This window comes from Nocardia sp. NPDC058244 (assembly GCF_042882065.1).
GTDB lineage: Bacteria > Actinomycetota > Actinomycetes > Mycobacteriales > Mycobacteriaceae > Nocardia.
On record NZ_JBHVWX010000007.1, the window covers coordinates 335,769 to 359,563 of the forward strand.

Sequence of the window (23,795 nt, forward strand, 5' to 3'; positions counted from 1 at the left end):
GGAATTGGCGGCTGCCACCACTGTGCCGGTCCGCTTAGCGTTCTCGCCGAGCGGCTGCCGAGGCCGCCGATGAGGAGAACACGATGAAGCGAGTTCTGGTGAGCGCGAGCATCCTCGCCGCGTTCCTGACCACCGCGGCGGGTCCGGCCACGGCCGACGCGCAGCCGAGCCGCGCGTCCCAGCCCATCGCCGACAGCGGGTCGTCGGTGCTGTCGCCCGAGCTGGTGGTGACGATCAATCAGGCCATCCTCTGGCTGGCCAACGGATCGTCGGAACCCTGCACCGCGCCCGCCGGTCTCTGCCCGCCGCGGTGACGTAGGTCGTCAGCGGTGGCGTTCGGCCAGGTCGTCGCCGAGGAGGACGAACACCTCGGTGACCTGGTCGATCAGTTCCTCGCGGGTGAGATCGAGATCGCCCGCGAGCCAGGTGGTGAGGGTCTGGGTCAAGCCGCCGATGAGGTAGATCGCGCGGAAGTCGACGAGCTTCTGCGGCACCTCGACCCCGTAGAAACCAGAGCCCTCGGCGGCGACCAGCCGGGAGAACGCCCGGACCGTGCGGGCCGTGCGGGCGCGCAGTTCCGGCGTCGCCATGCCCGCGATCAGCGCGGCCTTCGCCTTGCGCGGATCGTCGATGAGCACCGAGATGCCCGCGTCGATCGCGGCGCGGGACTGGGACCGGCTGTCGGGGGCGGCGGTGGTCAGCGCCGTCACGATCGCGGCGGTCAACTCCTCGGCGATCCGATCGAGCAGGGCCTCCAGCACGCTCTCGCGATGCTCGAAATTCTCGTAGTAGTAGCGCTCGTTGAGTCCGGCGCGGGCGCAGAGCCCGGCGACGGTGAGCTTGGCCTGCCCGTCTTCGGCGACGATGTCGAGCGCCGCGTCGAGGAGGGCGGTCCGGCGTTGGGCCTGTCGTTGTTCGGCCGAGACGCCACCGTAGGTGCGTTGTGCTGCCACAGCTCCCATTCTGCGTCCTGCCGTCGCGGGGAGGTTTTCTGGTAGAGACTCTTGCCAGATTACCAAATCTGGTGGATTCTATTGCCAGATGCACTCGACGAGGAGGCGCAGCATGGCCGCACGGCAGGGCGAACCCGGATATTTCGCCGACGATTCGATGATCCGACGGGTGATGAGCAAGCGGGCGGTAGGGCTGACCTACGGTGTCCGGGCACTGGTGATCGGCGCGGTGCACCCGCTGCTGTTCGTCGGCACCAGTGAGCACACCGCCCACCGCGCGACCCCGTACACGCGGCTGGCCATCACCGGGGCGCTGTTCGAGGCGGTCTTCCTCGGCAGCAAGACCGAGGCCGACCGGGCCCTGGCCTTCACCCGGCGCAAGCACGAGAAGGTGGTCGGCACCCTGCCCGAGGACGCGGGCGAGCACTATCCGGCGGGCACCGCCTACGCGGCCCACGACCCGCACCTGATGTTCATGACCATGGCCTTCACCTTCGACTCCGCCGAGGCGATGTACGACCGGCTGGTGCGCGAACTCACCGCCACCGAGCGCGAGGACCTCTACCAGGACTACGTCCGCTGGGGCGAGCTGTTCGGCATGCCGCGCGACGCCGCGCCCGCCGACTACCCGGCCTTCCGCCGCTACTTCGACGACTACCTGAACTCGGCCGACCTGTTCCTCACCGAGGAGGCCGATCTGGTCGGCTCGTATCTGGCGGGCCACCGCAAGGCCTATCGTCTGCGCCCGCCCGCCGAGCAGGTCGGCTCGGCGCTGTACCTGCTGGTGCAGGGCAGCCTGCCTGCCCGGATCCGGGCCATGTACGGCATCGAGTGGGGCATCGCCGATCAGGTGGCCTACCGCGCGCTGTGCCGCAGCCTGCGGACCGCGCACGTCGCCCCGCCGCTGGCGCCCCGGGTGCTGGCCGGCGCGCTGGCCGGACCGAGCACACCCTCCTATCAGCTGCTGGCCCGCCGCGAACAGCGAATGGTCAAGGCGGGCAAGCCGAGCATGCCGGGGGTCGATCCGCGTAACTGGGTGGAGCGAAATCTCGCGGTGTGACCGGCGGGCCCGGAGGCGGTAGCGCAGTGTAACCACGCAGGGCCCTCGGGGCGCACCGCCCGACAAAACAGTTTGAGGTACATGGAAAGATCGGGGGCATGTCCAGTCCTGCCCCGGCCGCGACGGCCGAACGCAAGCAGCGGGTGCTGTCGGGCATCCAGCCCACCAGCGACTCCTTCCACCTCGGCAACTACCTGGGTGCGCTGCAGTACTGGGTGACCATGCAGGACGAGTACGACGCGCTGTACTTCATCCCGGACATGCACGCGATCACCGTCAGCCAGGAGCCCAAGGCGCTGCGGGCCCGCACCAAGGCCGCGGCCGCGCAGCTGCTGGCGCTCGGCATCGACCCGAAGAAGTCGACCCTGTTCGTGCAGAGCCAGGTGCCCGAGCACGCCGAGCTGTCCTGGGTCCTGAGCTGCATCACCGGTTTCGGTGAGGCCAGCCGGATGACCCAGTTCAAGGACAAGTCGGTCAAGCAGGGCGCGGACAACGCGACCGTCGGCCTGTTCACCTACCCGGTGCTGATGGCCGCCGACATCCTGCTCTACCGCCCGCACCAGGTGCCGGTCGGCGAGGATCAGCGCCAGCACCTGGAGCTGACCCGAAACCTGGCCCAGCGCTTCAACACCCGCTTCAAGAAGACCTTCGTCGTGCCGGAGCCGCACATCGTCAAGGGCACGGCGAAGATCTTCGACCTGCAGGATCCGACCGCGAAGATGAGCAAGTCGGCCAGCACCGACGCCGGCTTGATCAACCTGCTCGACGATCCCAAGGTCACCGCGAAGAAGGTCAAGTCGGCGGTCACCGACACCGAGCGCGAGATCCGCTACGACCCCGAGCACAAGGCGGGCGTGAGCAACCTGCTGGTGATCCTGAGCTCGCTCACCGAAACCCCGATCGTCACCCTCGAAGAGAATTTCGCGGGCAAGGGCTACGGTGATCTCAAGGCCGACGTGGCCGACGCGCTGGTCGAATTCGTCACCCCCGTCCAGCAGAAGGTGCAGGAATACCTGTCGGATCAGGCCGAACTGGACCGGATCCTCGCCTCGGGTGCCGAGCGGGCGCGCGAGATCGCAGGCAACACACTGGCGCAGGTGTACGACCGGGTGGGCTTCCTGGCTCGCTGACCCGGTGTGCGCCTGCGGCTTTCGGCTGAAGGGGCGCGTGCCATGCAGCTCGTCGACAACATCTCGGCCGCGGTCGAGCGGCAGATCGGGCGCAGGCCCTGGCTGGATCATCTGGTCAGGGCGGGCGGTCGATTCCAGCGGCAGCGCGGTGACTACTACGCCGCGGGCATCACATACTTCACTGTGCTGTCGCTGTTTCCGCTGTTGATGGTGGCGTTCTCGGTGGCCGGTTTCATCCTGGCCGGGCAGCCCGAGCTGCTCACCCGGCTCCAGGACAGCGTCGTGGAGAACATCCCCGGGTCCTTCGGCACCCAGATCAACGACCTCATCGATCAGGCGATCAGCTCGCGCGGCACGGTCGGTCTGCTCGGTCTGCTCGTCGGCTTGTACACCGGGCTCGGCTGGATCGCGAATCTGCGCGCGGCGCTGACCGAGCAGTGGGAGGTGCAGAGCCCCGAGAGTCCGTGGTGGCGGAGCAAGCTGTCGGATCTGGGCGCGCTGGTCGGCCTCGGCCTGGCGTTCGTGGTCTCGCTCGGGTTGTCCGCGATCGCGTCGAGCGGGCTCGGCGCCCAGGTGCTCGCCGCGCTCGGGGCCGATCACCTGCCCGGTGCGACCGTGGTGCTCACCGTGGTCTCGATCGCGCTCGGCCTGCTCGCCACGTGGGCGGTGTTCGCCTGGATGATCGCCCGCCTGCCGCGTGAGCCGGTCTCGCTGCGCAGCGCGGCGCGCGCGGCGGCGCTGGCGGCGATCGCCTTCGAGATCTTCAAGCAGATCGCCGCCATCTACCTGCAGATCGTGCTGCGGAGTCCGGCGGGCGCGACCTTCGGCTCCATCATCGGTCTGATGGTGTTCAGCTACACGACCTACCGCATCCTGCTGTTCGCCACCGCCTGGGCGGCGACCTCGTCCGACAACGACCGCGCCGCCGAGATCGCGCCGCCGAACGCGGTCGTCATCCGGCCGCGCGTGGTCGACCACAGCATCGCGACCGGCACCGGCGCCGCCTACTTCGGCGCCGGCGCGGTCGCGGCGCTGGCGCTGTTGCTGTTCGGCAGGCGCCGCTGAGTCAGCGCCTGCGCCGGTAGGACCGCCGCGCCCACAGCAGCAGCACCATGACCACGATCGGCCCGCCGATCAGGGTCGCCACCCGTGCGGCGTGATGCGGCTGCTGTTGCGGCTGGGCCTGCGTCCCGTCGGCGCGCGGCGGCGGGGTGGCCAGCGGCACGCTGGGATGCACTGCCGCACTGCCCGATTCGGGTAGCTTGCCGATCCGGGCGTCGGCGTCGAGGGCGAAACCGTAGTCGAGCAGCCGGGCGGCCTGCTCCCACGGCCGGATCGGGCGCACATCGGCCTTGAGCAGCGTGACGACCAGCCGGTGCCCGTCGCGCTCGGCGGCGGCGACGAAGGTCTGCCTGGCGTCGTCGGTGAAACCGGTCTTGCCGCCGATCGCGCCGTCGTAGTTGTAGAGCAGCTGGTTGTCGTTGGCGATGGGGAAGCCGGGATGGTCCTTGTCGTCGGGGATCTTCGGATCGGCCGGGTAGCCGGGGAAATCGGCCTGCTCGGTGTGGATGAGTTCGGCGAACAGCGGAATGCTCATCGCCTCGCGGAACAGCACCGACAGGTCGTAGGCCGAGGTGCTCATCCCTGGCCCGTCCAGGCCGGACGGGGTCGCGGCCCGAGTGTCCAACGCGCGCAACGACTTCGCCACGTCGTTCATCTTCGCGACGGTGGCCTTGTCGCCGCCGAGCTGGGTGGCGATCGCGTGCGCGGCGTCGTTGCCCGAGCACATGATCAGCGCCTGCATGAGCTGACGGTTGGTGTACTGCCCGCCGGGACCGATGCCGACCCTGGTGCCGTCGACGTCGGCGTCGGCCTGGGTGCCGGTCACCACCTTGTCCAGGTCGAGGGTGCGCAGCGCGACGATCGCCAGCGCCACCTTGATCGTGCTGGCGGGCCGGTAGCGCCCGTGCGGGTCCTTGGCCGCGAGCACCCGGCCGGTGTCGAGGTCGGAGACCATCCACGCGGTCGCCGAGAGGTCGGCGGGCAGCGGCGGCGCGCCCTTGGGCAGCACGACGCCGCATTCGCTCATCCGGTCGCCGCCGATCGGGGCGTCGGGCACCGGGAGCGCGCTCGGCGTCGGTTCGCCCGGCGCGGGCACCTCGGAGGTGTCGATGGGGGCGGGCGGCTGCGACTTCTGCGGGCAGCTGTCGGTGTTCGGCGTGGTGAACGGGGGTGTCGTCGTCGTGCTCGCGCCGTTGCCCGGCGGTGTGTCGGAGCCGGGGACGGCGGTGGCGGCGGGGGCGCAGACCAGGGTGGCGGCGATCGCGGCGGCGCCGAGGGTGCTGGCGGCGCGCACGCCGAGTTCGCGGATCTTCATCGCCACAGAGCGTAGCGAGCCGATCGAGGCGAGGTGCGGCGGCCGGGCGCAACTCTTGACAGAATCTACTAAATGAGAGTTACTAGCAAATGACTGTAACTATCATTTTGGAGGAGATATGCGGACGGAAGCCACCCGCCGCTGGCTCGCCCTCGGCGCCCTCGCCCTGGCGATGCTCACGATCGGACTCGACGTCACCGTGCTGACGGTGGCCCTGCCGACCCTCGCGGTCGACTTGGACGCGAATACCGCTGCGCTGCAATGGTTCAGCAGCGCCTACACCCTCGCGCTGGCCGCGCTGATGCTGCCCGCCGGTGCGCTGGGCGACCGCTACGGGCGCAAGAAGGTGCTGCTCGGCGCGCTCCTCGTCTTCGGGGTGGCCTCGCTCGCCTGCGCGTTCGCCGGTACGGCCGGTCAGCTGATCGCCGCCAGGGTCGCGCTCGGTGTCGCGGCCGCGGCGATGATGCCGCTGTCGATGGCCGTGCTGCCGGTGCTGTTCACCGAGCCGGCGCAGCGTCAGCGCGCGCTGACGATCTGGGTCACCTCGACCGCCGTCGGCCTGCCGCTCGGCCCGATCCTCGGCGGCTGGCTGCTCCAGCACTTCTGGTGGGGCTCGGTGTTCCTGATCAATGTGCCGCTGGTGGTCGCCGGTGCGTTGGCGGTCGCGACGCTGGTGCCGGAATCGCGCGGCGACACCGGTTCTCGCATCGATCCGGCCGGTGCGGCGCTCTCGGCCGCGGGCATGCTCGGGCTGACCTACGGCTTCATCCGGATCGGTGAACGCGACTGGGCCGACGCCGTCGGCTGGCTCGCGGTGGCCGGTGGCGTCGCGCTGCTCGGCGCGTTCCTGTGGTGGCAGCGTCGCTGCGCCCACCCGCTCATCGATGTCGGCCTGTTCGCCGCGCCCGGATTCCGCTGGGGCACCGCGTTCTCCATTCTCGTCAGCTTCGCCATGTTCGGCATGTTCTTCACCGTTCCGCAGTACTTCCAGGCGGTGCTCGAGGTCGACGCGCTGGGCAGCGGGCTGCGGCTGCTGCCGATGATCGGTGGGCTGGTGCTCGGCAGCAGACTGGTCGACGTACTGCTCCCGCGCCTCGGGGTGCGGGTGGTGCTCACCGCGGGCTTCCTGGTGCTGGCGGGCGGGATCGGGCTCGGCGCGCTGACCAGGGTGGACAGCGGCTACGGGCTGACCGCGCTGTGGACGACGGTGCTCGGCGCAGGCATGGGTCTGGTCATGCCCGCGGCCATGGGCCTGGCGATGGGCGAGCTCACCGCCGCCCGCTCCGGCTCGGGTTCGGCCCTGCTGCAAGCACTTCGGCAGGCGGGCGGCACCATCGGCGTCGCGGTCCTCGGCACGGTGCTGGCCACCACGTACCGGACCGAGCTCGGCGCGCTGAACCGGGAGCCGATCGCCGACGGGGTCACCGCGGGCGTCGCCGTCGCGCACCGGGCGGGCGATCCGGCGATGCTCGGGCAGGTGCGGCACGCCTTCGTCGCGGGGATGGACACCATGCTCGGGGTGTGCGCCCTGCTGTGCCTCGGGGCGGCCGTCGTGGCGGCCTGGGTACTGCGTGGGCGAGCGGCGGCGTCGGTCGCCGCGCCGGATGCGGCAGAATCGATGCATGTCGGTTGAGATGTCGCTGCGTGAGCGGAAGAAGGAGCGGACCCGTCGCACCCTCCGGGTCGAGGCGTTCCGGCTGTTCCGGGAGCAGGGCTACACCGAGACGACGGTGGAACAGATCGCGGCGGCCGCCGAGGTCTCGCCCAGCACCTTCTTCCGCTACTTCCCGACCAAGGAACAGCTGGTCATCGCCGACGATCAGGACGCGCTGATGATCGAGGCCCTGGCCGCGCAGCCGCGCGGTCAGCACCCGCTGACCGCCTTCCGCAACGCCACCACGGCGGTGTTCTCGGCTATGTCGGCCGCCGATATGGCCTTCGAGCAGGAACGGCACGCCCTGCTGTACCACGTCCCGGAACTGCGTCCGGCGATCGGTTTGGAATTCCAGCGCAGCATCGAATTGGCGGCGCAACTGATGGCCGAATACACCGGCAGGCCCGCCGACGACTTCGAGGTGCGGGTGGCCGCGGGCGCGATGATCGGCACCATGCTGGCCATCGTGACCGCCACGCCGGTCAATGCCGAGAATGTCGGCCACGCCCTGAGCTTCTTGCAAGCCGGGCTGCCGTTCGGCCCGGACGACGGACCGAACGGCAGCGACCGGAGCTGACTAGTCGGCGGTGCCGTGCTGCACGGGGCAGCCGTGCGCCAGCGGGCCGAGCAGCTTGTTGTTGTCGTAGAAGTGCTCGAGCTCGAGTATGCGCAGGTCTTCGCTGACCCGGGCGATGGTGACGCCGAACATCTCGATCTGCTCACCGGTGGGCTGGTGGCCCTTGTACTCGCCCTCGTACCTGCCCCAGTGCCGCCAGCGGAAGCTCACGGTCGGGGGACCGGACAGTACCTCGATGACCTCCCAGAAGAAGCCGCCGGGAAACGCGGTGTGGAAGACGTGGTGCGAGGACTCGAAGGTCTCGTTCGCCGCCTCGTAGTAGGGGTTGTCGCCGATCAGGATGTTGTAGCTGCCGATCCGCGCGAATTCCTCGGCGTCCTGCCATTCGCCGCCGTTGACCCGGCCGCGGTATTGCTCGGCGACCACCGACAGCCAGGTGGCCGGATCGCCCTTGTGCGAGACCTCCATCTCGAAGACCTTCACCAGGTCCTCGACGATCGCCTCGAGCGAGCCGGGCGCGTGCTCGGTGGTGCGCTCGCGCGGGATGACTTCATGGCTCAATTCGTAGTCCGGGACATTGCCGCGCCATTCGGTCGGCGCGGCCGCGGCGATCACCGCTTCGCGGCCCTGCAGCCACAGCGGGGCCTCCGGCTCGGGATTCTGATCGGCTTGCGTATCTGTCACATCCACAGTCATTTTCGGTCTACCCGACCCTTTCGGAAAAGCTCGTAGAACCGGTCGAAGGTAACAGCGACCGCTCCGCCGCGCCTGCCGCGTCTCAGCAGATGAGAATCGCGAAATGTCGAACTGTGTTCTGTGACAACGTTTTCGGAAACGCTATGCGACGGGGTGGGGATGGTGCCCGAGGCGGGCCGGGGTCTCGTCATCCATGGTCGCGAAGAATTCGCCGAGCACGCCGACGATCTGATCCACCGATTCCGCGCAGAACAGCACCGGCTGGTAGTGGGTGATGTCGTAGTCGATCGTGCCCATCGCGGCGACGTCGAGCGGACGTAGCCGGGCGTGCCGGAATTCATCGATCTCACCGTAGGAGGACAGCAATCCGGCGCCGTAACAGCGGATCTCGCCGGCCTCACGGACTACGCCGAACTCCAAAGAGAACCAGAAGACGTCGGCCAGGAATTTCAGCGCCGTCTCGGTCTCCAGCCGGGCCACCGCGGCGCCGACCGTCTCGTAGAGCGCGGCGAATCTCGGGCTCGCGATCTGATTCGCGTGGCCGATGATCTCGTGGATCGCGTCGGGCTCGGGGGTGTAGAGCGGGGCCGAGTGGTGGCGGATGTACTGGGTGGAGTGGAAGGTGCGCTCGGCGAAGGAACCGAAGAACTCGCGCAGCGGGACGAGCCCGGCGGCGGGCACGTAGCTGAAGCCGGTCAGCGGGGCGAGCAGGCGCGACACCTCGTCCAGCTGCGGGATGTGATCGCGCGGCAGGGCCAGCGCCGCCGCCGCGTCGCGGACCTCGCCACAGGCGTAGATCTCGTGCTTGCGGGCCAGTTCCGCCGAGGCGATCCGCCACACCCGCTGCTCGTCCTCGGTGTAGGCGATCTGCGGGACACGGCCGCCCGGCCGGTAGTCGAGCGCGATCGCGGCGATGGCGTTGCGGCGGGTGCGGTAGTCCTCGTCGTTCACACCGGGGTGATCCGCGCTCAGATGCACGGTCACATCGCCGTCGCGCTCGCGCGTCACCGGCGAGTACAGCTGGGCCTCGGTGAACATGCCTCCAGGCAAGCACCGCGCGTTCCCGTCGACAACAACGACGCGCACAACTGCGCAAACTGCACAGTTATCGTGGCGAAAATTCGCTGATTCCGGCGATCATCAGGGTTTTCTGTGCGCTTGCTGGCGACCGATCGCGGTGCCCGCCGCCGATCGCTGTGCGGACTTGCGAACGCGGGTATTCGGTAACGACGCGGTGAATCGGCGCACGCGCCCGGTGCGAATAACGCAAGATTGCGATCGACGAAGGAGGACGATTGCGATCCCTGCGGATAGATCTCGATCAGCACCTGCTGGCCGCGGCGGCCGACATCATGGGCACCGCCGACAGCAACGCGACCGTCAACGAGGCGTTGCGGCGCATCGTCGTACACGAGCGGCAACTACGCAATCTCGAACGGCTGATGGCCGATTCGATCTTCAGCACCCCGCGGGAGGACCAGCAGGCGCCGATCATGGCCGCGGACGGGGTGGCCGAAGGATAGCTCGGGCGCGAATGTGTCGGTGCCCGCTGGAATCATCGGTCCCGTCGCCGATCCGCAGGGGGAACGATGTCGGTACCGATCGCGAATCTGCCCGTCGCCCAACGCCCGCGTGAGCGCTTGCTGCTGCTCGGCCCGCACGCGCTCAGCGATGTCGAGTTGCTCGCGCTGCTGCTCGGGCAGGGCACGCGCGGGCAGTCGGCGCTGGAGCTCGCCGCGCAGCTCCTCGGCGAGTACGCCGGATTGGCCGAGCTCGCCGCCGCCCGCCCGGAGGAGCTGGCGCGCAGGGCGGGCATCGGTCCGGCCAAAGCGGCGACGGTGATCGCCGCGTTCCATCTCGGCACCCGCTCGCGGATCACCGAATCGGTGCCGCGGCTGAGCTCACCCGCCGATATCGCCCGCGTCGCGGTGCCGCTGTTCGCCGGCGCCAGGGTCGAGCGCCTGCTCGTGCTGATCTGCGACACCCAGCATCGCCTGCGCCACCGCGCCTTCGTCGCCGAGGGCGCCATCGACCACGTGGCCGTCCCGGTCCGGGAAATCCTCAATACCGTCCTGCGCCACGACGGCCGCGCCTTCGCCGTCGTGCACAACCACCCCTCCGGCGACCCGACCCCCAGCGCCGACGACCGCCGCGCGGGCACCCTGCTCGCCCGCGCCGCCGACCTCGTCGGCCTGCGCTACCTCGACCACCTCGTCATCGCCGGCGAATCCTGGTCCACCGCCCCACCTCTGGACTGACCCCTACTGCTCGATGTCGGCGGCGCGGAGGCGGGCCAGGGCGGTGGGGTCGGGCCAGTGGCGGGCTTCGAAGCGGGTGGGCTCGATGGTGGGAAGGGGAGTGAGGCCGAGGATCTCGACGACCGTGGGGAAGGGAACGGTGCAGAGCAGTTCGACCTCGTCGTTGTCGTCGCGGCGCAGGAAGCGCACGACATCGGTCTCCGGGAGCAGGTATTCCACCCCTTCGCCCCAGACCACCGAGGTGAAGGCGCCGTCGGAGGACTCCTCGTAGTTGACCGTGGCGGCGTAGGCGGGGGCGATGTCGAGGTCGGGCAGCTCCAGGTACTCCTCGAACAGGTCGTTCAAATGGTCTGTCTGGATGCTGTATTCGGTCGCGGCCAGGCCGGCGCGCGCCCGCAGCGCCAGCGGCATCGACGGGTGCGGGCCCGCCTCGTCGAAGGGGACGACGGTGCCGTGCTCGTCGACCGTGTAGCCCTGCGGCGAGACCGGACGGGCCGCGTCGCGGTACTGCTGCTCGATCATCTCGAACACCTCGACGAGCAGCTCCGGATCGTCGGGAACGACCAGCAGGGAATCGTTCTCGGCGATGAACGCGACCGGCCTTGCCTCGCCACCCGCGTACCCGGCCAGCCAGCCCGGCACCAGCAGCCAGGAGGCGAAGTAGGAATCGCCGTCGTCGACGAACCGCAGGATCTGTAGTTCGGCGGGGGAGCCGGGCTTGCTCAGCGCCGTGAGATTGTCGCGCGCCGCGGCGAAGACCTGCTCGGCGTCAACACCCCAGCTCGCGACCTGATCGACGGACACGAACGACCTGGTCCGCGGCAGATCGACGACGACGATCTCGTCGATGAACGGGAACGCCGCGCGGTGCAGCGGCCGCGGGCCGTCCTGGCCCAGCGTCACCGGACGCAGGACCGAACGCAGCATCGGGCGCACCGATTCCCAGTCGCCCGGCACATCGTCGGATCCGGTCATCGCCGCGATGAACGCGGTGATGCGTTCTTCCCGCTCCGCCGCGCCGAGCTGCTGGCACTCACGAAAGATGTTGTCCAGGAAGATCACCCGGCCGTCACTGTGATGCACGCTGAAGTCCTCGGCCGAGTACTCGGCGTCGCCGATCCCGTGCGCGCGCACAGTCGTCATCACGGTTTCCACGAACTGCTCGCGTTCCATCGCCGCGTCACTCCCCGTCCCTGTCGGTTACCGTCGATCTTGACCGACGGCACCGACACTGTCGAGGCGTCGGTCACTCAGTCGGCGAAACCGGTGGTCCTGGCCAGGTCGGCGAGCATGGCGTCGAACATGATCTCCGGGTCGGCCAGCGGGATGGGGTAGTTGCCGAACACCTCGAGGGTGACGTGGCCGAACAGCCTGGCCCAGATCTGCACCATCAGATAGGTGACGCCCAGATCCAGCTTCTCGGCCGGGAACTTCTGGCCGGACTCCGAGAGCATCGCCAGCAGATCGGTCTGGAAGGCGACGAGATCCTCGCGCAGCGCGGGCGGGATGGTCTCACCGGGCGGGGTGGCGATCTCGAAGCCGACCAGCAGCCTGCCCGCCGCGGCGAGGAAGATCCGGCCGAAGGGTTCGTCGAACCGGCGCATCATCGACCGGCCCGAGGTGGGCGAGGCGAACACCAGGGTGAACTCCCGGGGATTCGCCAGCGCCCACCGCCGGAAACCGCGGCAGATGGCCAGGAACTGCACCGCGCCGTCGTCGGACAGCACGGCGATCTCGGTCGAGAGGAACGCGGCCAGATCGGTGCAGAACTCCACCCGCAACCGCTCGATCAGCTCGTCGCGCGAGGCGTAGTGCCGATAGAGCGCGGGCGCGGTGACGCCCAGCTCGCGGGCGATCGCGCGCAGGGTGACCGCGTCCGGTCCCTGCGCGGCCAGCAGCGCCCTGGCGACCCGCCGGATATCGGCGTCGGTCACCAGGGGCGCGCGCCCACGCGCCTTGCCCGTCACCCGGCCACCCCCTCGATCATGTTTCGGTTCAAGCGTATTCGACCTCCCAGCGCTTGATGCCGTTGAGCCAGCCGCTGCGCAGCCGCACGGGGTCGGCGACCTGACGCAGGTTCGGCATCGCGTCGGCAATGGCATTGAACATCAGGTCGATCTCCAGGCGGGCCAGATTCGCCCCGACGCAGTAGTGCGTGCCGGTGCCGCCGAAGCCGACATGCGGGTTCGGGTTGCGCAGCACGTCGAACTCGAACGGGTTGGTGAAGGCCTCCTCGTCGAAGTTGGCCGAGCTGTAGAACAGCCCGATCCGCTGGCCCTTCTCGATCTGCTGCCCGCCCAGTTCCAGGTCGCGGGTGGCGGTGCGCTGGAACGCGGTCACCGGGGTCGCCCAGCGCACGATCTCGTCCGGCGCGGTGCGCGGGCGCTGCTCCTTGTAGAGCTCCCACTGGGCGGGGTTGTCGACGAAGGCCTTCATGCCGTGGGTGATCGAGTTGCGGGTGGTCTCGTTGCCCGCGACGGCGAGCAGGATGACGAAGAAGGCGAACTCGTCGGAACCCAGGTGCTCGCCGTCGACGTCGGCGTTGACCAGCTGGGTGACGATGTCGGCGGCCGGACACCCCCGGCGCTGCTCGGCCATGTTCCAGGCGTAGCCCATCACCTCGGCGGTGGCCACGTGGTGGTTGCCCTCGAACTCCGGATCGTCGTAGGAGATCATCTGGTTGGTCCAGTCGAAGATCTTGCGACGATCCTCCTGCGGGACGCCGAGCAGTTCGGCGATCGCCTGCAGCGGCAGTTCGACGGCCACCTGCTCGACGAAGTCGCCCCGCCCGGATTTCTTGGCCTCCCAGACGATCCGTTCGGCCCGCTCGGTGAGCGCGGCGCGCAGGTTCTCCACCGCGCGCGGGGTGAAGCCCTTGGACACGATGCGGCGGATCTTGGTGTGCTGCGGCGGATCCAGGTTCAGCATCAGCATGTTGCCGAGCATGTCGATCTGCTCGCGGGTGGTCTCCTCGTTGAACCGGATGATCGCGCCGTTCTCGTGCGAGGAGAAGTCGTCGGGGTTCTTGGAGATCTCCTTGATGTCGGCGAGCTTGGACACCACCCAGTAGCCGCCGTCGTCGAATCCGCTGGCGCGGTCCGGCTGGGCGCACCACCAGACCGGGGCGGTGCGCCGCAGCTGCGCGAACTCCTCGATCGGCAGTCGGCTTGCGAGCAGATCGGGATCGGTGAAATCGAACCCCGCGGGGATGTTGGTGCTGGTCACGGCTGTCTCCTCCGGTCCGGTGCGCGGACGTCACAACGTGATGTGGAACACGTTCGTGATGATGAAACCACGTCCGACCCGTTTATGAACAGTGTTTAGTAATACCTGTTTACAAAACCTGTCGAACAGAATCGGGCGGTTCACCGTCCGCGATCCCCGCCCGCTGGGCAAGATGACCGCGTGGACCTGCCGTTTCTGCGCGCGAACCCGCATCTGCTGCCGACCTTTCTCGCGCACCAGCGGCTGCGCACGACGCCCGTGCCGGGCGGCTCGATCAGCGTCGCCGAGCGGATCGGGCTCGACGACGGCACCCAGTTGTTTCTCAAGACCTGGCCGGGCGGCGTGTCCGCCGCGCCGACGGCCGAGGCCACCGCCGCGCCCGCCGGTCTCTTCGCGGCCGAAGCGGATGGGCTGCGCTGGCTGCGGGAGGCGGGCGGGGTCGCGGTGCCCGAGGTGTACGCGGTCACCGGCGAACTGCTGCTCCTGGAGTGGATCGAGCACGCCGAGCCGAGTGCCACCGCCGCCGAGCGTTTCGGGCGCCGGCTCGCCGCCACCCATCGAGCGGGCGCGCCCTGCTTCGGCGCGGCAGTGTCACTCCACCCCGCCCCGTCGGGTCCCGGGCAGCCCTCCCGCACGCCCGATGCCGCCGTGCCGGCCGGATTCCTCGCGGGCCTGCCCCTGGACAACACCCCGGGCGAGGACTGGCCGACCTGGTTCCGTGCGAATCGCATCCTGCCGCTGCTGGAACTCGCCGTCGACGCGGGCGGTCTCGACCCCGCCGACGCCGCGCTCGTCGCAACGATCCGCATCGAGGCGCCGTCGGAACCCCCGGCCCGGATCCACGGCGACCTGTGGCCCGGCAACATCATCTGGGGCTGCGCCGACACCCCCTGGCTGATCGACCCCGCCGCCCACGGTGGCCACCGCGAAACCGACTTGGCCACCCTCACCCTCTTCGGCGGTGCCCCCCACCTGTCCCGAATCATCGCCGCCTACAACGAGATCCATCCCCTCGCCCCCGGCTGGAAGGACCGCATCGCGCTCCACACCCTGCCGATCCTGCTGGTCCACGCCGCCCTGTTCGGCCGCTCGTACCGTGCGGCGGTCCTCGACGCCGCGCGGCGCTATCGATAGCGAGTCGATCGCCGCTGCCCGGATAGACTGGCTGAGCAAGCTCGATGGATCGAGGTGGCCGCTATGTCCAGCCATCGCGGCGGTGCTCGCCGGGTGCGTGCGGGCGAGGTCGGCCTGGAGGTGATCATCGGTGGCGCCGGGGCGCCGCTCGTCCTGATCCAAACCGGGCTGCTCGCCGAGGAATGCGCGCCATTGGCGACCGCGCTCGATCGTGACTTCACCACGATCCGCTACCACCGTCGCGGGTACGCGGGCAGCGACCCGGTGTCGGGCCCCGGCTCGATCGGCCGCGACGCGCGAGACTGCGCGGCCCTGCTGACCGCGCTGGGTATCGACTCCGCGCACGTGCTCGGGCTCTCCTACAGCGGGGCCGTCGCCCTCCAGCTGGCGGCCGACGCGCCGGAGCGGGTCCGCTCGCTCGTCCTGATCGAGCCGCCGCCGGTCCACGTCGCCGAATTCCGTTCCGTCAACGCCGAACTCCAGCGGGAGTACCGGGCGGCGGGGAGCGCCGTCGCCCTCGACCACCTGATGGGCATCGTCAGCGGATCGGGCTGGCGCGACCTCCTGGATCGGCAGCTGCCCGGGGCGCGGGAACAGGCGACGGCCGACGCCGAAATCTTCTTCGCCACCGACCTGCCCGCGCTGCTGACCTGGACCTTCACCGCCACCGACGCGGCCCGGGTCCAGGCGCCGGTGCTCTACCTCGGCGGGACGGCGAGCGGCCCGTGGTTCGCCGAGGTCGCCGAGCTGATCACCACCTGGTTCCCGCGGGCCGAATCGGTGCTGTTCGCCGACGCCGACCACGGTCTCGCCCTCACCCATACCGCCGGTCTCGCCGCGGCGATCACCGCCTTCGTGGCGGATCGGTAGCGCGTCGTGACGCCCCTGGATTCAGGATTACAGATTTACGTTTCCTGTAACGATTAGATGTAGAGCTTCCCGAGTGTCGGCCGCGAAGGTGGGCGCATGATCAAAATGCCTCATGTTCAAACGACTGGCACTCGCCGCTCTGTGCGGTGCGGCCGCACTGCTCCCCGTCGCTCCCGCCGGCGCCGCGCCACACGCGGGCCCACCGGCGAAGATCGCTTCCTACAACGTCTTCATGCTGCCGGAGGCGCTCTACCCCAACTGGGGGCAGGAGCAGCGTGCCGATCTGATCGCGCAGCAGAACGTACTGGCCGATCAGGACGTGGTGGTGCTCCAGGAGCTGTTCCACAACGAGGGCGGTGACCGGCTGCTGAACGATCTGCGGCGGACCCACCCGAATCAGACGTCGGTGGTCGGCCGGTCGCGCTCGGGCTGGGACGCGACCCAGGGCTCGTACTCCGCGACCACGCCCGAGGACGGCGGTGTCGCCATCGTCAGCCGCTGGCCGATCAGTCGCAAGGTGCAGTTCGTGTACAAGGACGCGTGCGGCGCGGACTGGTTCTCCAACAAGGGCTTCGCCTACGTGAAGCTGGCCGCGCCGGGCGGTGCCATCCATGTGATCGGCACGCACATGCAGTCCGAGGACGACGGGTGCAGCGCGGGCCAGCCGGGTCACGTGCGGGCCAAGCAGCGCGCGCAGATCACCGCCTTCCTCGCCGCCGAGCGCATCCCCGCCGGCGAGCCGGTCTACGTGGCGGGCGATATGAACGTCATCGAATCCAGCGCCGAATATCCCGCCATGCTCGCCGAACTCGGCGCCGTCGGTCCCGAGCACACCGGGCACCCGCACTCGTGGGACTGCGCCGACAACTCGGTCTGCCTCGACCAGTACGGCCCCGAATACGCCTCCGAGCACCTCGACTACGTGCTGCCCATCAACGGTCACCCCGTCCCCAAGCGCTACGTCAACGAGACCCGCCGCGTGAAGAGCCCCTCCTGGAGCGTCACCGCCGCTGGCACCACGTACACCTACACCGACTACAGCGACCACTACCCGGTGTTCGGCTCCAACGGCTGACCGACGACGAAGGCCGCCTTCATCTCGAAAGATGAAGGCGGCCTTCGTGGACCGGGGGAGGGTCAGCGGGTGAAGAGCAGGGCCCGCTTGACTTCCTGGATGGCCTTGGTGACCTCGATGCCACGGGGGCACGCGTCGGTGCAGTTGAAGGTGGTGCGGCAGCGCCACACGCCCTCGACGTCGTTGAGGATGTCGAGACGCTCGCGGGCGGCCTCGTCACGGCTGTCGAAGATGAAGCGGTGGGCGTTCACGATCGCGGCCGGGCCGAAGTAGCTGCCGTCGCTCCAGTACACGGGGCAGGAGGTGGTGCAGCAGGCGCACAGGATGCACTTGGTGGTGTCGTCGAACCGGGCACGGTCGTGCTGGCTCTGGATGCGCTCGCGGGTGGGCTCGTTACCCGAGGTGATCAGGTACGGCTTGACGGCACGGAACGCGTCGAAGAACGGCTCCATGTCGACCACGAGGTCCTTCTCCACGGGCAGGCCGCGGATCGGCTCGACGGTCATGGTGAGGGTCTTGTCGCCCTTGGGCAGCAGGTCCTTCATCAGCACCTTGCAGGCCAGCCGGTTCACGCCGTTGATCCGCATCGCGTCCGAACCGCACACACCGTGGGCGCAGGAGCGCCGGAAGGTGAGGGTGCCGTCCAGGTAGGACTTGATGTAGATCAGCACGTTGAGGAAACGGTCGGTCGGCAGGACCGGCACCTGGAACGAATCCCAGTGCGCGCCCTTGTCGTCCTCGGTGCTGAACCGGGCCACCTTGACGGTGACCATGACCGAGCCCTCGGGAACGGGAGCCGGCTTCTGCGTGGTGGGTTCGGCTACAGCAGTCATCAGTACTTACGCTCCATCGGCTCGTAGCGGGTCTGCACCACCGGCTTGAAGTCGAGGCGGATCTCGGAGATGAGCTCCGGACCCTCCTTGTAGGCCATCGTGTGCCGCATGAAGTTGACGTCGTCGCGGTCCGGGTAGTCCTCGCGGGCGTGGCCGCCACGCGATTCCTTGCGGTTGAGCGCGCCGACGACGGTGACCTCGGCCAGCTCGAGCAGGAAGCCCAGCTCGACGGCCTCGAGCAGGTCGCTGTTGTAGCGCTTGCCCTTGTCCTGCACCGTGATCCGGGTGTAGCGCTCCTTGAGCGTGTGGATGTCGGTGAGGACCTTCTTGAGGGTCTCCTCGGTGCGGAACACGCCCGCGTTGGCATCCATCGTGGCCTGCAGCTCGGTGCGGATGTCGGCCACGCGCTCGTTGCCGTGGTCGGACAGGATCAGCGCCAGCCAGTCCTGCACCATCTTGGCCGGGTCCTCGGGCATCTCGACGAACTCGGTGCGCTGGGCGTACTCGGCGGCGGCGATACCGGCGCGCCTGCCGAACACGTTGATGTCGAGCAGCGAGTTGGTGCCGAGGCGGTTCGCGCCGTGCACGGAGACACAGGCGCACTCGCCGGCGGCGTACAGGCCGGGGACCACGTCGGTGTTGTTGCGCAGCACCTCGCCACGGATGCGGGTGGGGATACCGCCCATCACGTAGTGGCAGGTCGGCATGACCGGCACGAGCTCCTTGACCGGGTCGACGCCCAGGTAGGTGCGCGCGAACTCGGTGATGTCGGGGAGCTTCTCCTCGAGCACGTCCTCGCCGAGGTGGGTCACGTCGATGTAGACGTAGTCCTTGTTCGGACCGGCGCCGCGGCCCTCGGCCACCTCGAGCACCATCGAGCGGGCGACGATGTCGCGCGGCGCGAGGTCCTTGATGGTGGGGGCGTAGCGCTCCATGAAGCGCTCACCGGAGGCGTTGCGCAGGATGCCACCCTCACCACGAACAGCCTCGGAGATGAGGATGCCCAGGCCCGCGAGGCCTGTCGGGTGGAACTGGTGGAACTCCATGTCCTCGAGCGGCAGGCCCTTGCGGAACACGATCGCCATGCCGTCACCGGTCAGCGTGTGCGCGTTCGAGGTGGTCTTGTACATGCGGCCCGAGCCGCCGGTGGCGAACACGATCGACTTCGCGTGGAAGACGTGGATCTCGCCGGTGGACAGCTCGTAGGCGACGACGCCGGTGGCGACGGGGCCACGCTCGGTGTCGGTCATCACCAGGTCGAGCACGTAGAACTCGTTGTAGAACTCGACGTCGTGCTTGACGCAGTTCTGGTACAGCGTCTGCAGGATCATGTGACCGGTGCGGTCGGCGGCATAACACGCGCGACGCACGGGCGCCTTGCCGTGGTCACGGGTGTGGCCACCGAAACGACGCTGGTCGATCTTGCCCTCGGGCGTGCGGTTGAACGGCAGGCCCATCTTCTCCAGGTCCATCACCGCGTCGATGGCCTCCTTGGCCATGATCTCCGCGGCGTCCTGGTCGACCAGGTAGTCACCACCCTTGACGGTGTCGAAGGTGTGCCATTCCCAGTTGTCTTCTTCGACGTTGGCCAGCGCGGCGCACATGCCGCCCTGGGCCGCGCCGGTGTGGCTGCGCGTCGGGTACAGCTTGGTCAGGACCGCGGTGCGAGCCCGGGGACCGGCCTCGATCGCCGCGCGCATACCCGCGCCACCGGCGCCGACGATGACGACGTCGTAGCGATGCTCCTGAATCGGACGGGATTCACTCATGCGAGGTGGCCTGTTCCTAACCGGTGATGTTGGGGTCGAAGGTGAAGATGACGTACGTGCCGACGCTCATCACCAGGATCATCGAGACCGCGAGAATGGTCTTGAGCCAGAACCGGGTGGAGTCCTTGCGGGAGTAGTCATCGATGACGGTCCGCAGACCGTTGCCGCCGTGCAGCTGGGCCAGCCAGAGCATGGTCAGGTCCCAGAACTGCCAGAACGGGCTGGACCAGCGACCGGCCACGAAGGCGAAGTTCAGCCGGTTCACGCCACCGTCGATCATCAGCATGATGAACATGTGGCCGAGCACCAGCACGATGAGCAGCAGGCCGGAGAAGCGCATGAACAGCCACGCGTACTTCTCGAAGTTGCCGTTCGCCTTGGCCCGGGGGGAGCGGGGAGCGTCGAGGCTGGCCGGGCGGTCGTAGGACTTGCCGAGGACAGGTGCAGACATATCAGTGCTCCGTCAGCAGGTAGAAGAACTGGCGGCCGACGCCGGCGGCGGAGACCAGAACCCAGATGGTCAGCACGATCCACAGCATCTGCTTCTGGAAGCGCGGGCCCTGCGACCAGAAGTCGACCAGGATGACGCGGACGCCGTTGAGAGCGTGGAACAGCACGCAGACGACGAGACCCATCTCCATGAGCGCGACGAGCGGGTTCTTGTACAGCTCGATCGCTTCGTCGTAGGTGACCGGGTTGACCCGGACCAGTGCCGTGTCCAGCACGTGCACGAAGAGGAAGAAGAAGATCGTGACACCGGTGATTCGGTGCAGCGCCCACGACCACATGCCAGGGTCGCCGCGGTACAGCGTCTTCCGCTTCGGCTGGGCCGGAGCCGGAGCTTCTATCGTGGTCATAGAGTGCGGTGCCTCCAACGTCGTTGATGGACCCGGTCACAGATCCGACGCCGGCGTGCGTGGAGAGGCAAATGCCCAGGTGGCTGCGCTGTGTTCGCGAGCGCTGGCCCGCCGCCGGGAACCTGAACCGATCTTCGGCTGACTCTAATCCTCTCTGTTTCGCGGAACTAATTCGGCGTGCCGTGCGTTGCGTGCGAATCGGCCGAGTTAGGTTTACCTTTCTCCTTGCCGGATACTGGTGCGAAGGCCCGTTTGTCGACGCGTTCGGCGGGATCGGCTGGAGGTTCGCGATGCCCGAAATCGACTGGAATACCTTGCATGACATGGCAATTCGCGCTATGGGGTCGGCGTATGCCCCGTACTCGGGTTTCCCGGTCGGTGCGGCGGCTCTCACGGCGGACGGCCGAATTGTGAGCGGTTGCAATGTGGAAAATGTCTCATATGGGCTAACGCTGTGTGCCGAATGTGTACTCGTCGGTAACTTATTCGCCTCGGGTGGCGGCCGTCTGGTGGCCGTCTCGGTGACCGATTCCCGGGGCGAAATCCTGATGCCGTGCGGGCGCTGTCGTCAGCTGTTGTTCGAGCACGGCGGCGCGGAGTTGCTCGTCGACCATGCCGCGGGACCCAAGCCGCTGAGCGAGCTGCTGCCGTACGCGTTCGGACCGGACGATCTGGCGGCCGGGCGCCGGTAGCCCTCCCGCGCTGCCCGTGTCCCGCCGCGGTGCCAGACTTGGCGCATGACGGCACTGGATGCGGTATCGGTCATCACTGGCAAGCGCGATGGCGGGGAGCTCTCCGACGCGCAGATCGACTGGGTGGTGGATGGCTTCACCCGGGGGATCGTCGCCGACGAGCAGATGTCGGCGCTGGCCATGGCGATCGTGTGGCGGGGGATGACCCGGCGCGAGACCGCCCGCTGGACGGCGGCGATGATCGGCTCGGGCAGCCGGATGGACTTCACCGACCTGCCCCGGCCCACCGTGGACAAGCATTCGACCGGCGGGGTCGGCGACAAGATCACGCTGCCGCTGGCCCCGCTGGTGGCGGCCTGCGGTGCCGCGGTGCCGCAGCTGTCGGGCCGTGGGCTCGGGCACACGGGCGGCACCCTCGACAAACTCGAGTCGATCCCGGGCTGGCGCGCCGATGTCACGGTGCCGCGGATGCGTGAGATCCTGGCCGACCCCGCGATCGGCGCGGTGGTCTGCGCGGCGGGTGCCGATCTGGCGCCCGCCGACAAACGGCTCTACGCGCTGCGCGATGTCACCGGCACGGTGGAGTCGATCCCGCTGATCGCGAGCTCGATCATGAGCAAGAAGATCGCCGAGGGGACGGCGGCGCTGGTGCTGGACGTGAAGGTCGGCTCCGGCGCCTTCCTCAAGACCGTCGACGGTGCCAGGGAGCTGGCGACGGCGATGGTCGAGCTCGGCCGGGACGCGGGCGTGCGGACGGTCGCGCTGCTCACCGCGATGGACACCCCGCTCGGCCGGACCGCGGGCAACGCGCTCGAGGTCGCGGAGTCGGTGGAGGTGCTCGCCGGCGGCGGCCCGGCCGACGTGATCGAGCTGACGCTCACCCTGGCCCGCGAGATGGTCGCCCAAGCCGGACTGCACGTCGACCCGGCCGACGTCCTCGCCGACGGACGGGCCATGGACCACTGGCGCGCGATGATCCAGGCGCAGGGCGGCGACCCCGACGCGCCGCTGCCGGTCGCCCGGCACACCGAGGTCGTCCGGGCCGAGTCCACCGGGGTCCTCACCCGGCTCGACGCGATGGGCGTCGGCATCGCCGCCTGGCGCCTCGGCGCCGGTCGCGCCCGGCAGGGCGAGCGGGTCCAGGCGGGCGCCGGGATCGAGATGCACGCCAAACCCGGCGACGCCGTGATCGCAGGCCAGCCACTGCTCACCCTGCACACCGATACACCGGAGGCCTTCGACGGCGCGCTGGCCGCCCTCGTCGATGCGGTCACCGTCGCGCCGACCGACGAGACGAAGCCGGGAGACCTGGTCATCGACCGGATCGGCTGAGAACGCCGGGCGCGGATGGCCGGATTCGGGCGAAGGCGCCGGTTCCGAGCCGACCGGTCGAGCCGTGCCGGAACTGCCCGGCCGAAGCCCGCGCGGGTGACCCGCAATAGTCCGTCGCAGGGCGGATAATCAACGAGACGGTTGCCACGGGGCGAGTTCGCTGCCGGAAGCCGCGCGCCCCGCTACCGTCGATACATGACTGGACCGGCGCCCCTAGACCTTGCTTCGATCCGACGCGCACCGAAGGCTTTGCTGCACGATCACCTCGACGGTGGTCTGCGGCCCGAGACGGTGCTAGAGCTCGCCGCCGACTGCGGCTATGACGAATTACCCGCCCATGATGCCGAGAGTCTCGGGGCGTGGTTCCGCGATGCCGCCGACAGCGGATCGCTGGAGCGCTACCTGGAGACCTTCGCCCACACCGTCGCCGTGATGCAGACCCCCGAGGGCCTGCGGCGGGTCGCCCGTGAGTGCGCGATCGACCTCGCCGCCGACGGCGTGGTCTACGCCGAGGTGCGGTTCGCGCCCGAACAGCACCTGGAGAAGGGCCTGACCCTCGACGAGGTCGTCGAGCACACCATCGCCGGCTTCCGCGAGGGCGAGGCGATCGCGGCCGAGCGGGGCGACCTCATCCGGGTGACCTGCCTGCTCACCGCGATGCGGCACGCGGCCAGGTCCCGGGAGATCGCCGAGCTCACGGTCCGCTTCCGGGATCGCGGCGTCGGCGGCTTCGACATCGCGGGCGCCGAGGCGGGCTTCCCGCCCACCCGCCACCTCGACGCCTTCGAATACCTGCGAGCCAATCACGCGCACTTCACGATTCACGCGGGTGAGGCGTTCGGGTTGCCGTCGATCCACGAGGCACTGGCGTTCTGCGGCTGCGATCGACTCGGCCACGGCGTGCGGATCACCGACGACATCACCGTGCCCGGCAATATCGAGGACGCCCAGCTCGGCCTGGTCGCCAACTACGTGCGCGACATGCGCGTCCCGCTGGAACTGTGTCCGTCGTCGAATGTGCAGACCGGCGCGGTGCCCTCGCTGGACAAGCATCCGTTCGACCTGCTCGCGCGGCTGCGCTTCCGGGTCACCGTCAACACCGACAACCGGCTGATGAGCGACACCACCATGAGCGCGGAGATGCTCAAGCTGGTGGACACCTTCGGCTACGGCTGGAGCGACCTGGAACGCTTCACCATCAACGCGATGAAGTCGGCGTTCATCCCGTTCCCGGACCGGCTGAAGATCATCGACGAGGTGATCAAACCGGGCTACGCCGTGCTCATCGGCTGAAACGCGAACA

Annotated in this window: 25 protein-coding genes; 14 read left to right on the plus strand and 11 right to left on the minus strand. The window is 68.8% G+C overall.

The window, feature by feature from the left end:
* Positions 1–83 precede the first annotated feature (83 nt).
* The gene (locus ACFVW6_RS23740; RefSeq protein WP_378829874.1) at positions 84–314 is read left to right on the plus strand and encodes a hypothetical protein; all 231 of its coding nucleotides are present in this window, start codon (positions 84–86) and stop codon (positions 312–314) included.
* A gap of 9 nt (positions 315–323) precedes the next feature.
* Here ACFVW6_RS23740 and ACFVW6_RS23745 read toward each other — a convergent pair whose 3' ends face one another.
* Positions 324–962 carry a TetR/AcrR family transcriptional regulator gene (locus tag ACFVW6_RS23745; protein ID WP_355271584.1) on the minus strand — a complete coding sequence of 213 codons (639 nt, stop codon included), beginning with the start codon at positions 960–962 and terminating at the stop codon, positions 324–326.
* 103 nt (positions 963–1,065) lie between these two features.
* Between ACFVW6_RS23745 and ACFVW6_RS23750 the strand changes: the two genes are divergently transcribed.
* The 3 genes from ACFVW6_RS23750 to yhjD all read left to right on the plus strand — a co-directional run bounded on the left by ACFVW6_RS23750 (position 1,066) and on the right by yhjD (position 4,208).
* Positions 1,066–2,013, plus strand: a complete 948-nt coding sequence (locus tag ACFVW6_RS23750) for an oxygenase MpaB family protein (RefSeq protein ID WP_378829877.1) — start codon at positions 1,066–1,068, stop codon at positions 2,011–2,013.
* 98 nt (positions 2,014–2,111) lie between these two features.
* A complete protein-coding gene (gene trpS / locus ACFVW6_RS23755; RefSeq protein WP_357349693.1) occupies positions 2,112–3,143 on the plus strand; it encodes a tryptophan--tRNA ligase in 1,032 nt (343 codons plus the stop codon).
* A 42-nt stretch (positions 3,144–3,185) separates the two neighbouring features.
* Positions 3,186–4,208: an inner membrane protein YhjD gene (gene yhjD / locus ACFVW6_RS23760; protein ID WP_378829880.1), complete on the plus strand. Its 1,023-nt coding sequence runs from the start codon at positions 3,186–3,188 to the stop codon at positions 4,206–4,208.
* 1 nt (position 4,209) lies between these two features.
* Here the strand turns inward: yhjD and ACFVW6_RS23765 are convergent, their stop codons facing one another.
* Positions 4,210–5,520, minus strand: coding sequence for a serine hydrolase (locus tag ACFVW6_RS23765; protein WP_378829882.1), 1,311 nt, complete (start codon positions 5,518–5,520; stop codon positions 4,210–4,212).
* A gap of 118 nt (positions 5,521–5,638) precedes the next feature.
* Here ACFVW6_RS23765 and ACFVW6_RS23770 point away from each other — a divergent pair, with 118 nt between their 5' ends.
* Together ACFVW6_RS23770 and ACFVW6_RS23775 are read left to right on the plus strand one after the other, a co-directional pair.
* A complete protein-coding gene (locus ACFVW6_RS23770; RefSeq protein WP_378829884.1) occupies positions 5,639–7,153 on the plus strand; it encodes an MFS transporter in 1,515 nt (504 codons plus the stop codon).
* Complete coding sequence (locus tag ACFVW6_RS23775) at positions 7,143–7,751, plus strand: TetR family transcriptional regulator (protein WP_378829888.1); 609 nt, start codon at positions 7,143–7,145, stop codon at positions 7,749–7,751. The genes ACFVW6_RS23770 and ACFVW6_RS23775 overlap by 11 nt, the downstream gene beginning before the upstream one ends.
* Here ACFVW6_RS23775 and ACFVW6_RS23780 read toward each other — a convergent pair whose 3' ends face one another.
* Together ACFVW6_RS23780 and ACFVW6_RS23785 are read right to left on the minus strand one after the other, a co-directional pair.
* Entirely contained in the window at positions 7,752–8,435 is a 684-nt protein-coding gene (locus ACFVW6_RS23780; RefSeq protein WP_357349684.1) for a SnoaL-like polyketide cyclase, read from the minus strand.
* A 153-nt stretch (positions 8,436–8,588) separates the two neighbouring features.
* On the minus strand, positions 8,589–9,485 hold the full coding sequence (locus ACFVW6_RS23785; RefSeq protein ID WP_378829890.1) for a phenylalanine 4-monooxygenase: 897 nt from the start codon (positions 9,483–9,485) through the stop codon (positions 8,589–8,591).
* A 257-nt stretch (positions 9,486–9,742) separates the two neighbouring features.
* On the opposite strand from ACFVW6_RS23785, the gene ACFVW6_RS23790 reads away from it, so the two are divergent.
* Positions 9,743–9,970, plus strand: coding sequence for a type II toxin-antitoxin system VapB family antitoxin (locus ACFVW6_RS23790; RefSeq protein WP_378829892.1), 228 nt, complete (start codon positions 9,743–9,745; stop codon positions 9,968–9,970).
* A gap of 66 nt (positions 9,971–10,036) precedes the next feature.
* Positions 10,037–10,705 carry a RadC family protein gene (locus ACFVW6_RS23795; RefSeq protein WP_378829895.1) on the plus strand — a complete coding sequence of 223 codons (669 nt, stop codon included), beginning with the start codon at positions 10,037–10,039 and terminating at the stop codon, positions 10,703–10,705.
* A gap of 3 nt (positions 10,706–10,708) precedes the next feature.
* On the opposite strand, the gene ACFVW6_RS23800 is transcribed toward ACFVW6_RS23795, so the two are convergent.
* From ACFVW6_RS23800 to ACFVW6_RS23810, 3 genes are all read right to left on the minus strand, one after another.
* A complete protein-coding gene (locus tag ACFVW6_RS23800; RefSeq protein WP_387792726.1) occupies positions 10,709–11,878 on the minus strand; it encodes a hypothetical protein in 1,170 nt (389 codons plus the stop codon).
* Positions 11,879–11,955: 77 nt separating this feature from the next.
* Positions 11,956–12,672: a TetR/AcrR family transcriptional regulator gene (locus ACFVW6_RS23805; RefSeq protein WP_378829897.1), complete on the minus strand. Its 717-nt coding sequence runs from the start codon at positions 12,670–12,672 to the stop codon at positions 11,956–11,958.
* Between the two features lie 28 nt (positions 12,673–12,700).
* Positions 12,701–13,930: a cytochrome P450 gene (locus tag ACFVW6_RS23810; RefSeq protein WP_355271609.1), complete on the minus strand. Its 1,230-nt coding sequence runs from the start codon at positions 13,928–13,930 to the stop codon at positions 12,701–12,703.
* 180 nt (positions 13,931–14,110) lie between these two features.
* Here ACFVW6_RS23810 and ACFVW6_RS23815 point away from each other — a divergent pair, with 180 nt between their 5' ends.
* The 3 genes from ACFVW6_RS23815 (at position 14,111) to sph (ending at position 17,009) form a co-directional block, all read left to right on the plus strand.
* The gene (locus ACFVW6_RS23815; protein WP_378829899.1) at positions 14,111–15,064 is read left to right on the plus strand and encodes a fructosamine kinase family protein; all 954 of its coding nucleotides are present in this window, start codon (positions 14,111–14,113) and stop codon (positions 15,062–15,064) included.
* Positions 15,065–15,127: 63 nt separating this feature from the next.
* A complete protein-coding gene (locus ACFVW6_RS23820; protein ID WP_378829902.1) occupies positions 15,128–15,934 on the plus strand; it encodes an alpha/beta fold hydrolase in 807 nt (268 codons plus the stop codon).
* Between the two features lie 112 nt (positions 15,935–16,046).
* A complete protein-coding gene (sph, locus tag ACFVW6_RS23825) occupies positions 16,047–17,009 on the plus strand; it encodes a sphingomyelin phosphodiesterase (protein ID WP_378829904.1) in 963 nt (320 codons plus the stop codon).
* 62 nt (positions 17,010–17,071) lie between these two features.
* Here sph and ACFVW6_RS23830 read toward each other — a convergent pair whose 3' ends face one another.
* The 4 genes from ACFVW6_RS23830 to sdhC are packed head-to-tail and all read right to left on the minus strand — an operon-like array spanning position 17,072 to position 20,468.
* Entirely contained in the window at positions 17,072–17,842 is a 771-nt protein-coding gene (locus tag ACFVW6_RS23830; RefSeq protein WP_355271616.1) for a succinate dehydrogenase iron-sulfur subunit, read from the minus strand.
* On the minus strand, positions 17,842–19,611 hold the full coding sequence (gene sdhA / locus ACFVW6_RS23835) for a succinate dehydrogenase flavoprotein subunit (protein ID WP_378829907.1): 1,770 nt from the start codon (positions 19,609–19,611) through the stop codon (positions 17,842–17,844). Before sdhA ends, ACFVW6_RS23830 begins: the two co-directional genes overlap by 1 nt.
* A gap of 16 nt (positions 19,612–19,627) precedes the next feature.
* Positions 19,628–20,062, minus strand: coding sequence for a succinate dehydrogenase hydrophobic membrane anchor subunit (locus tag ACFVW6_RS23840; RefSeq protein ID WP_355271620.1), 435 nt, complete (start codon positions 20,060–20,062; stop codon positions 19,628–19,630).
* Position 20,063: 1 nt separating this feature from the next.
* Entirely contained in the window at positions 20,064–20,468 is a 405-nt protein-coding gene (gene sdhC / locus ACFVW6_RS23845) for a succinate dehydrogenase, cytochrome b556 subunit (protein WP_355271621.1), read from the minus strand.
* A 290-nt stretch (positions 20,469–20,758) separates the two neighbouring features.
* Here sdhC and ACFVW6_RS23850 point away from each other — a divergent pair, with 290 nt between their 5' ends.
* The 3 genes from ACFVW6_RS23850 (at position 20,759) to ACFVW6_RS23860 (ending at position 23,785) form a co-directional block, all read left to right on the plus strand.
* On the plus strand, positions 20,759–21,160 hold the full coding sequence (locus ACFVW6_RS23850; RefSeq protein WP_355271622.1) for a cytidine deaminase: 402 nt from the start codon (positions 20,759–20,761) through the stop codon (positions 21,158–21,160).
* A 45-nt stretch (positions 21,161–21,205) separates the two neighbouring features.
* Positions 21,206–22,492: a thymidine phosphorylase gene (locus ACFVW6_RS23855; protein WP_378829910.1), complete on the plus strand. Its 1,287-nt coding sequence runs from the start codon at positions 21,206–21,208 to the stop codon at positions 22,490–22,492.
* Positions 22,493–22,687: 195 nt separating this feature from the next.
* Positions 22,688–23,785 (plus strand): adenosine deaminase, encoded by a 1,098-nt coding sequence (locus ACFVW6_RS23860; protein WP_355271626.1) that lies wholly within the window; start codon positions 22,688–22,690, stop codon positions 23,783–23,785.
* Positions 23,786–23,795: the final 10 nt, after the last annotated feature.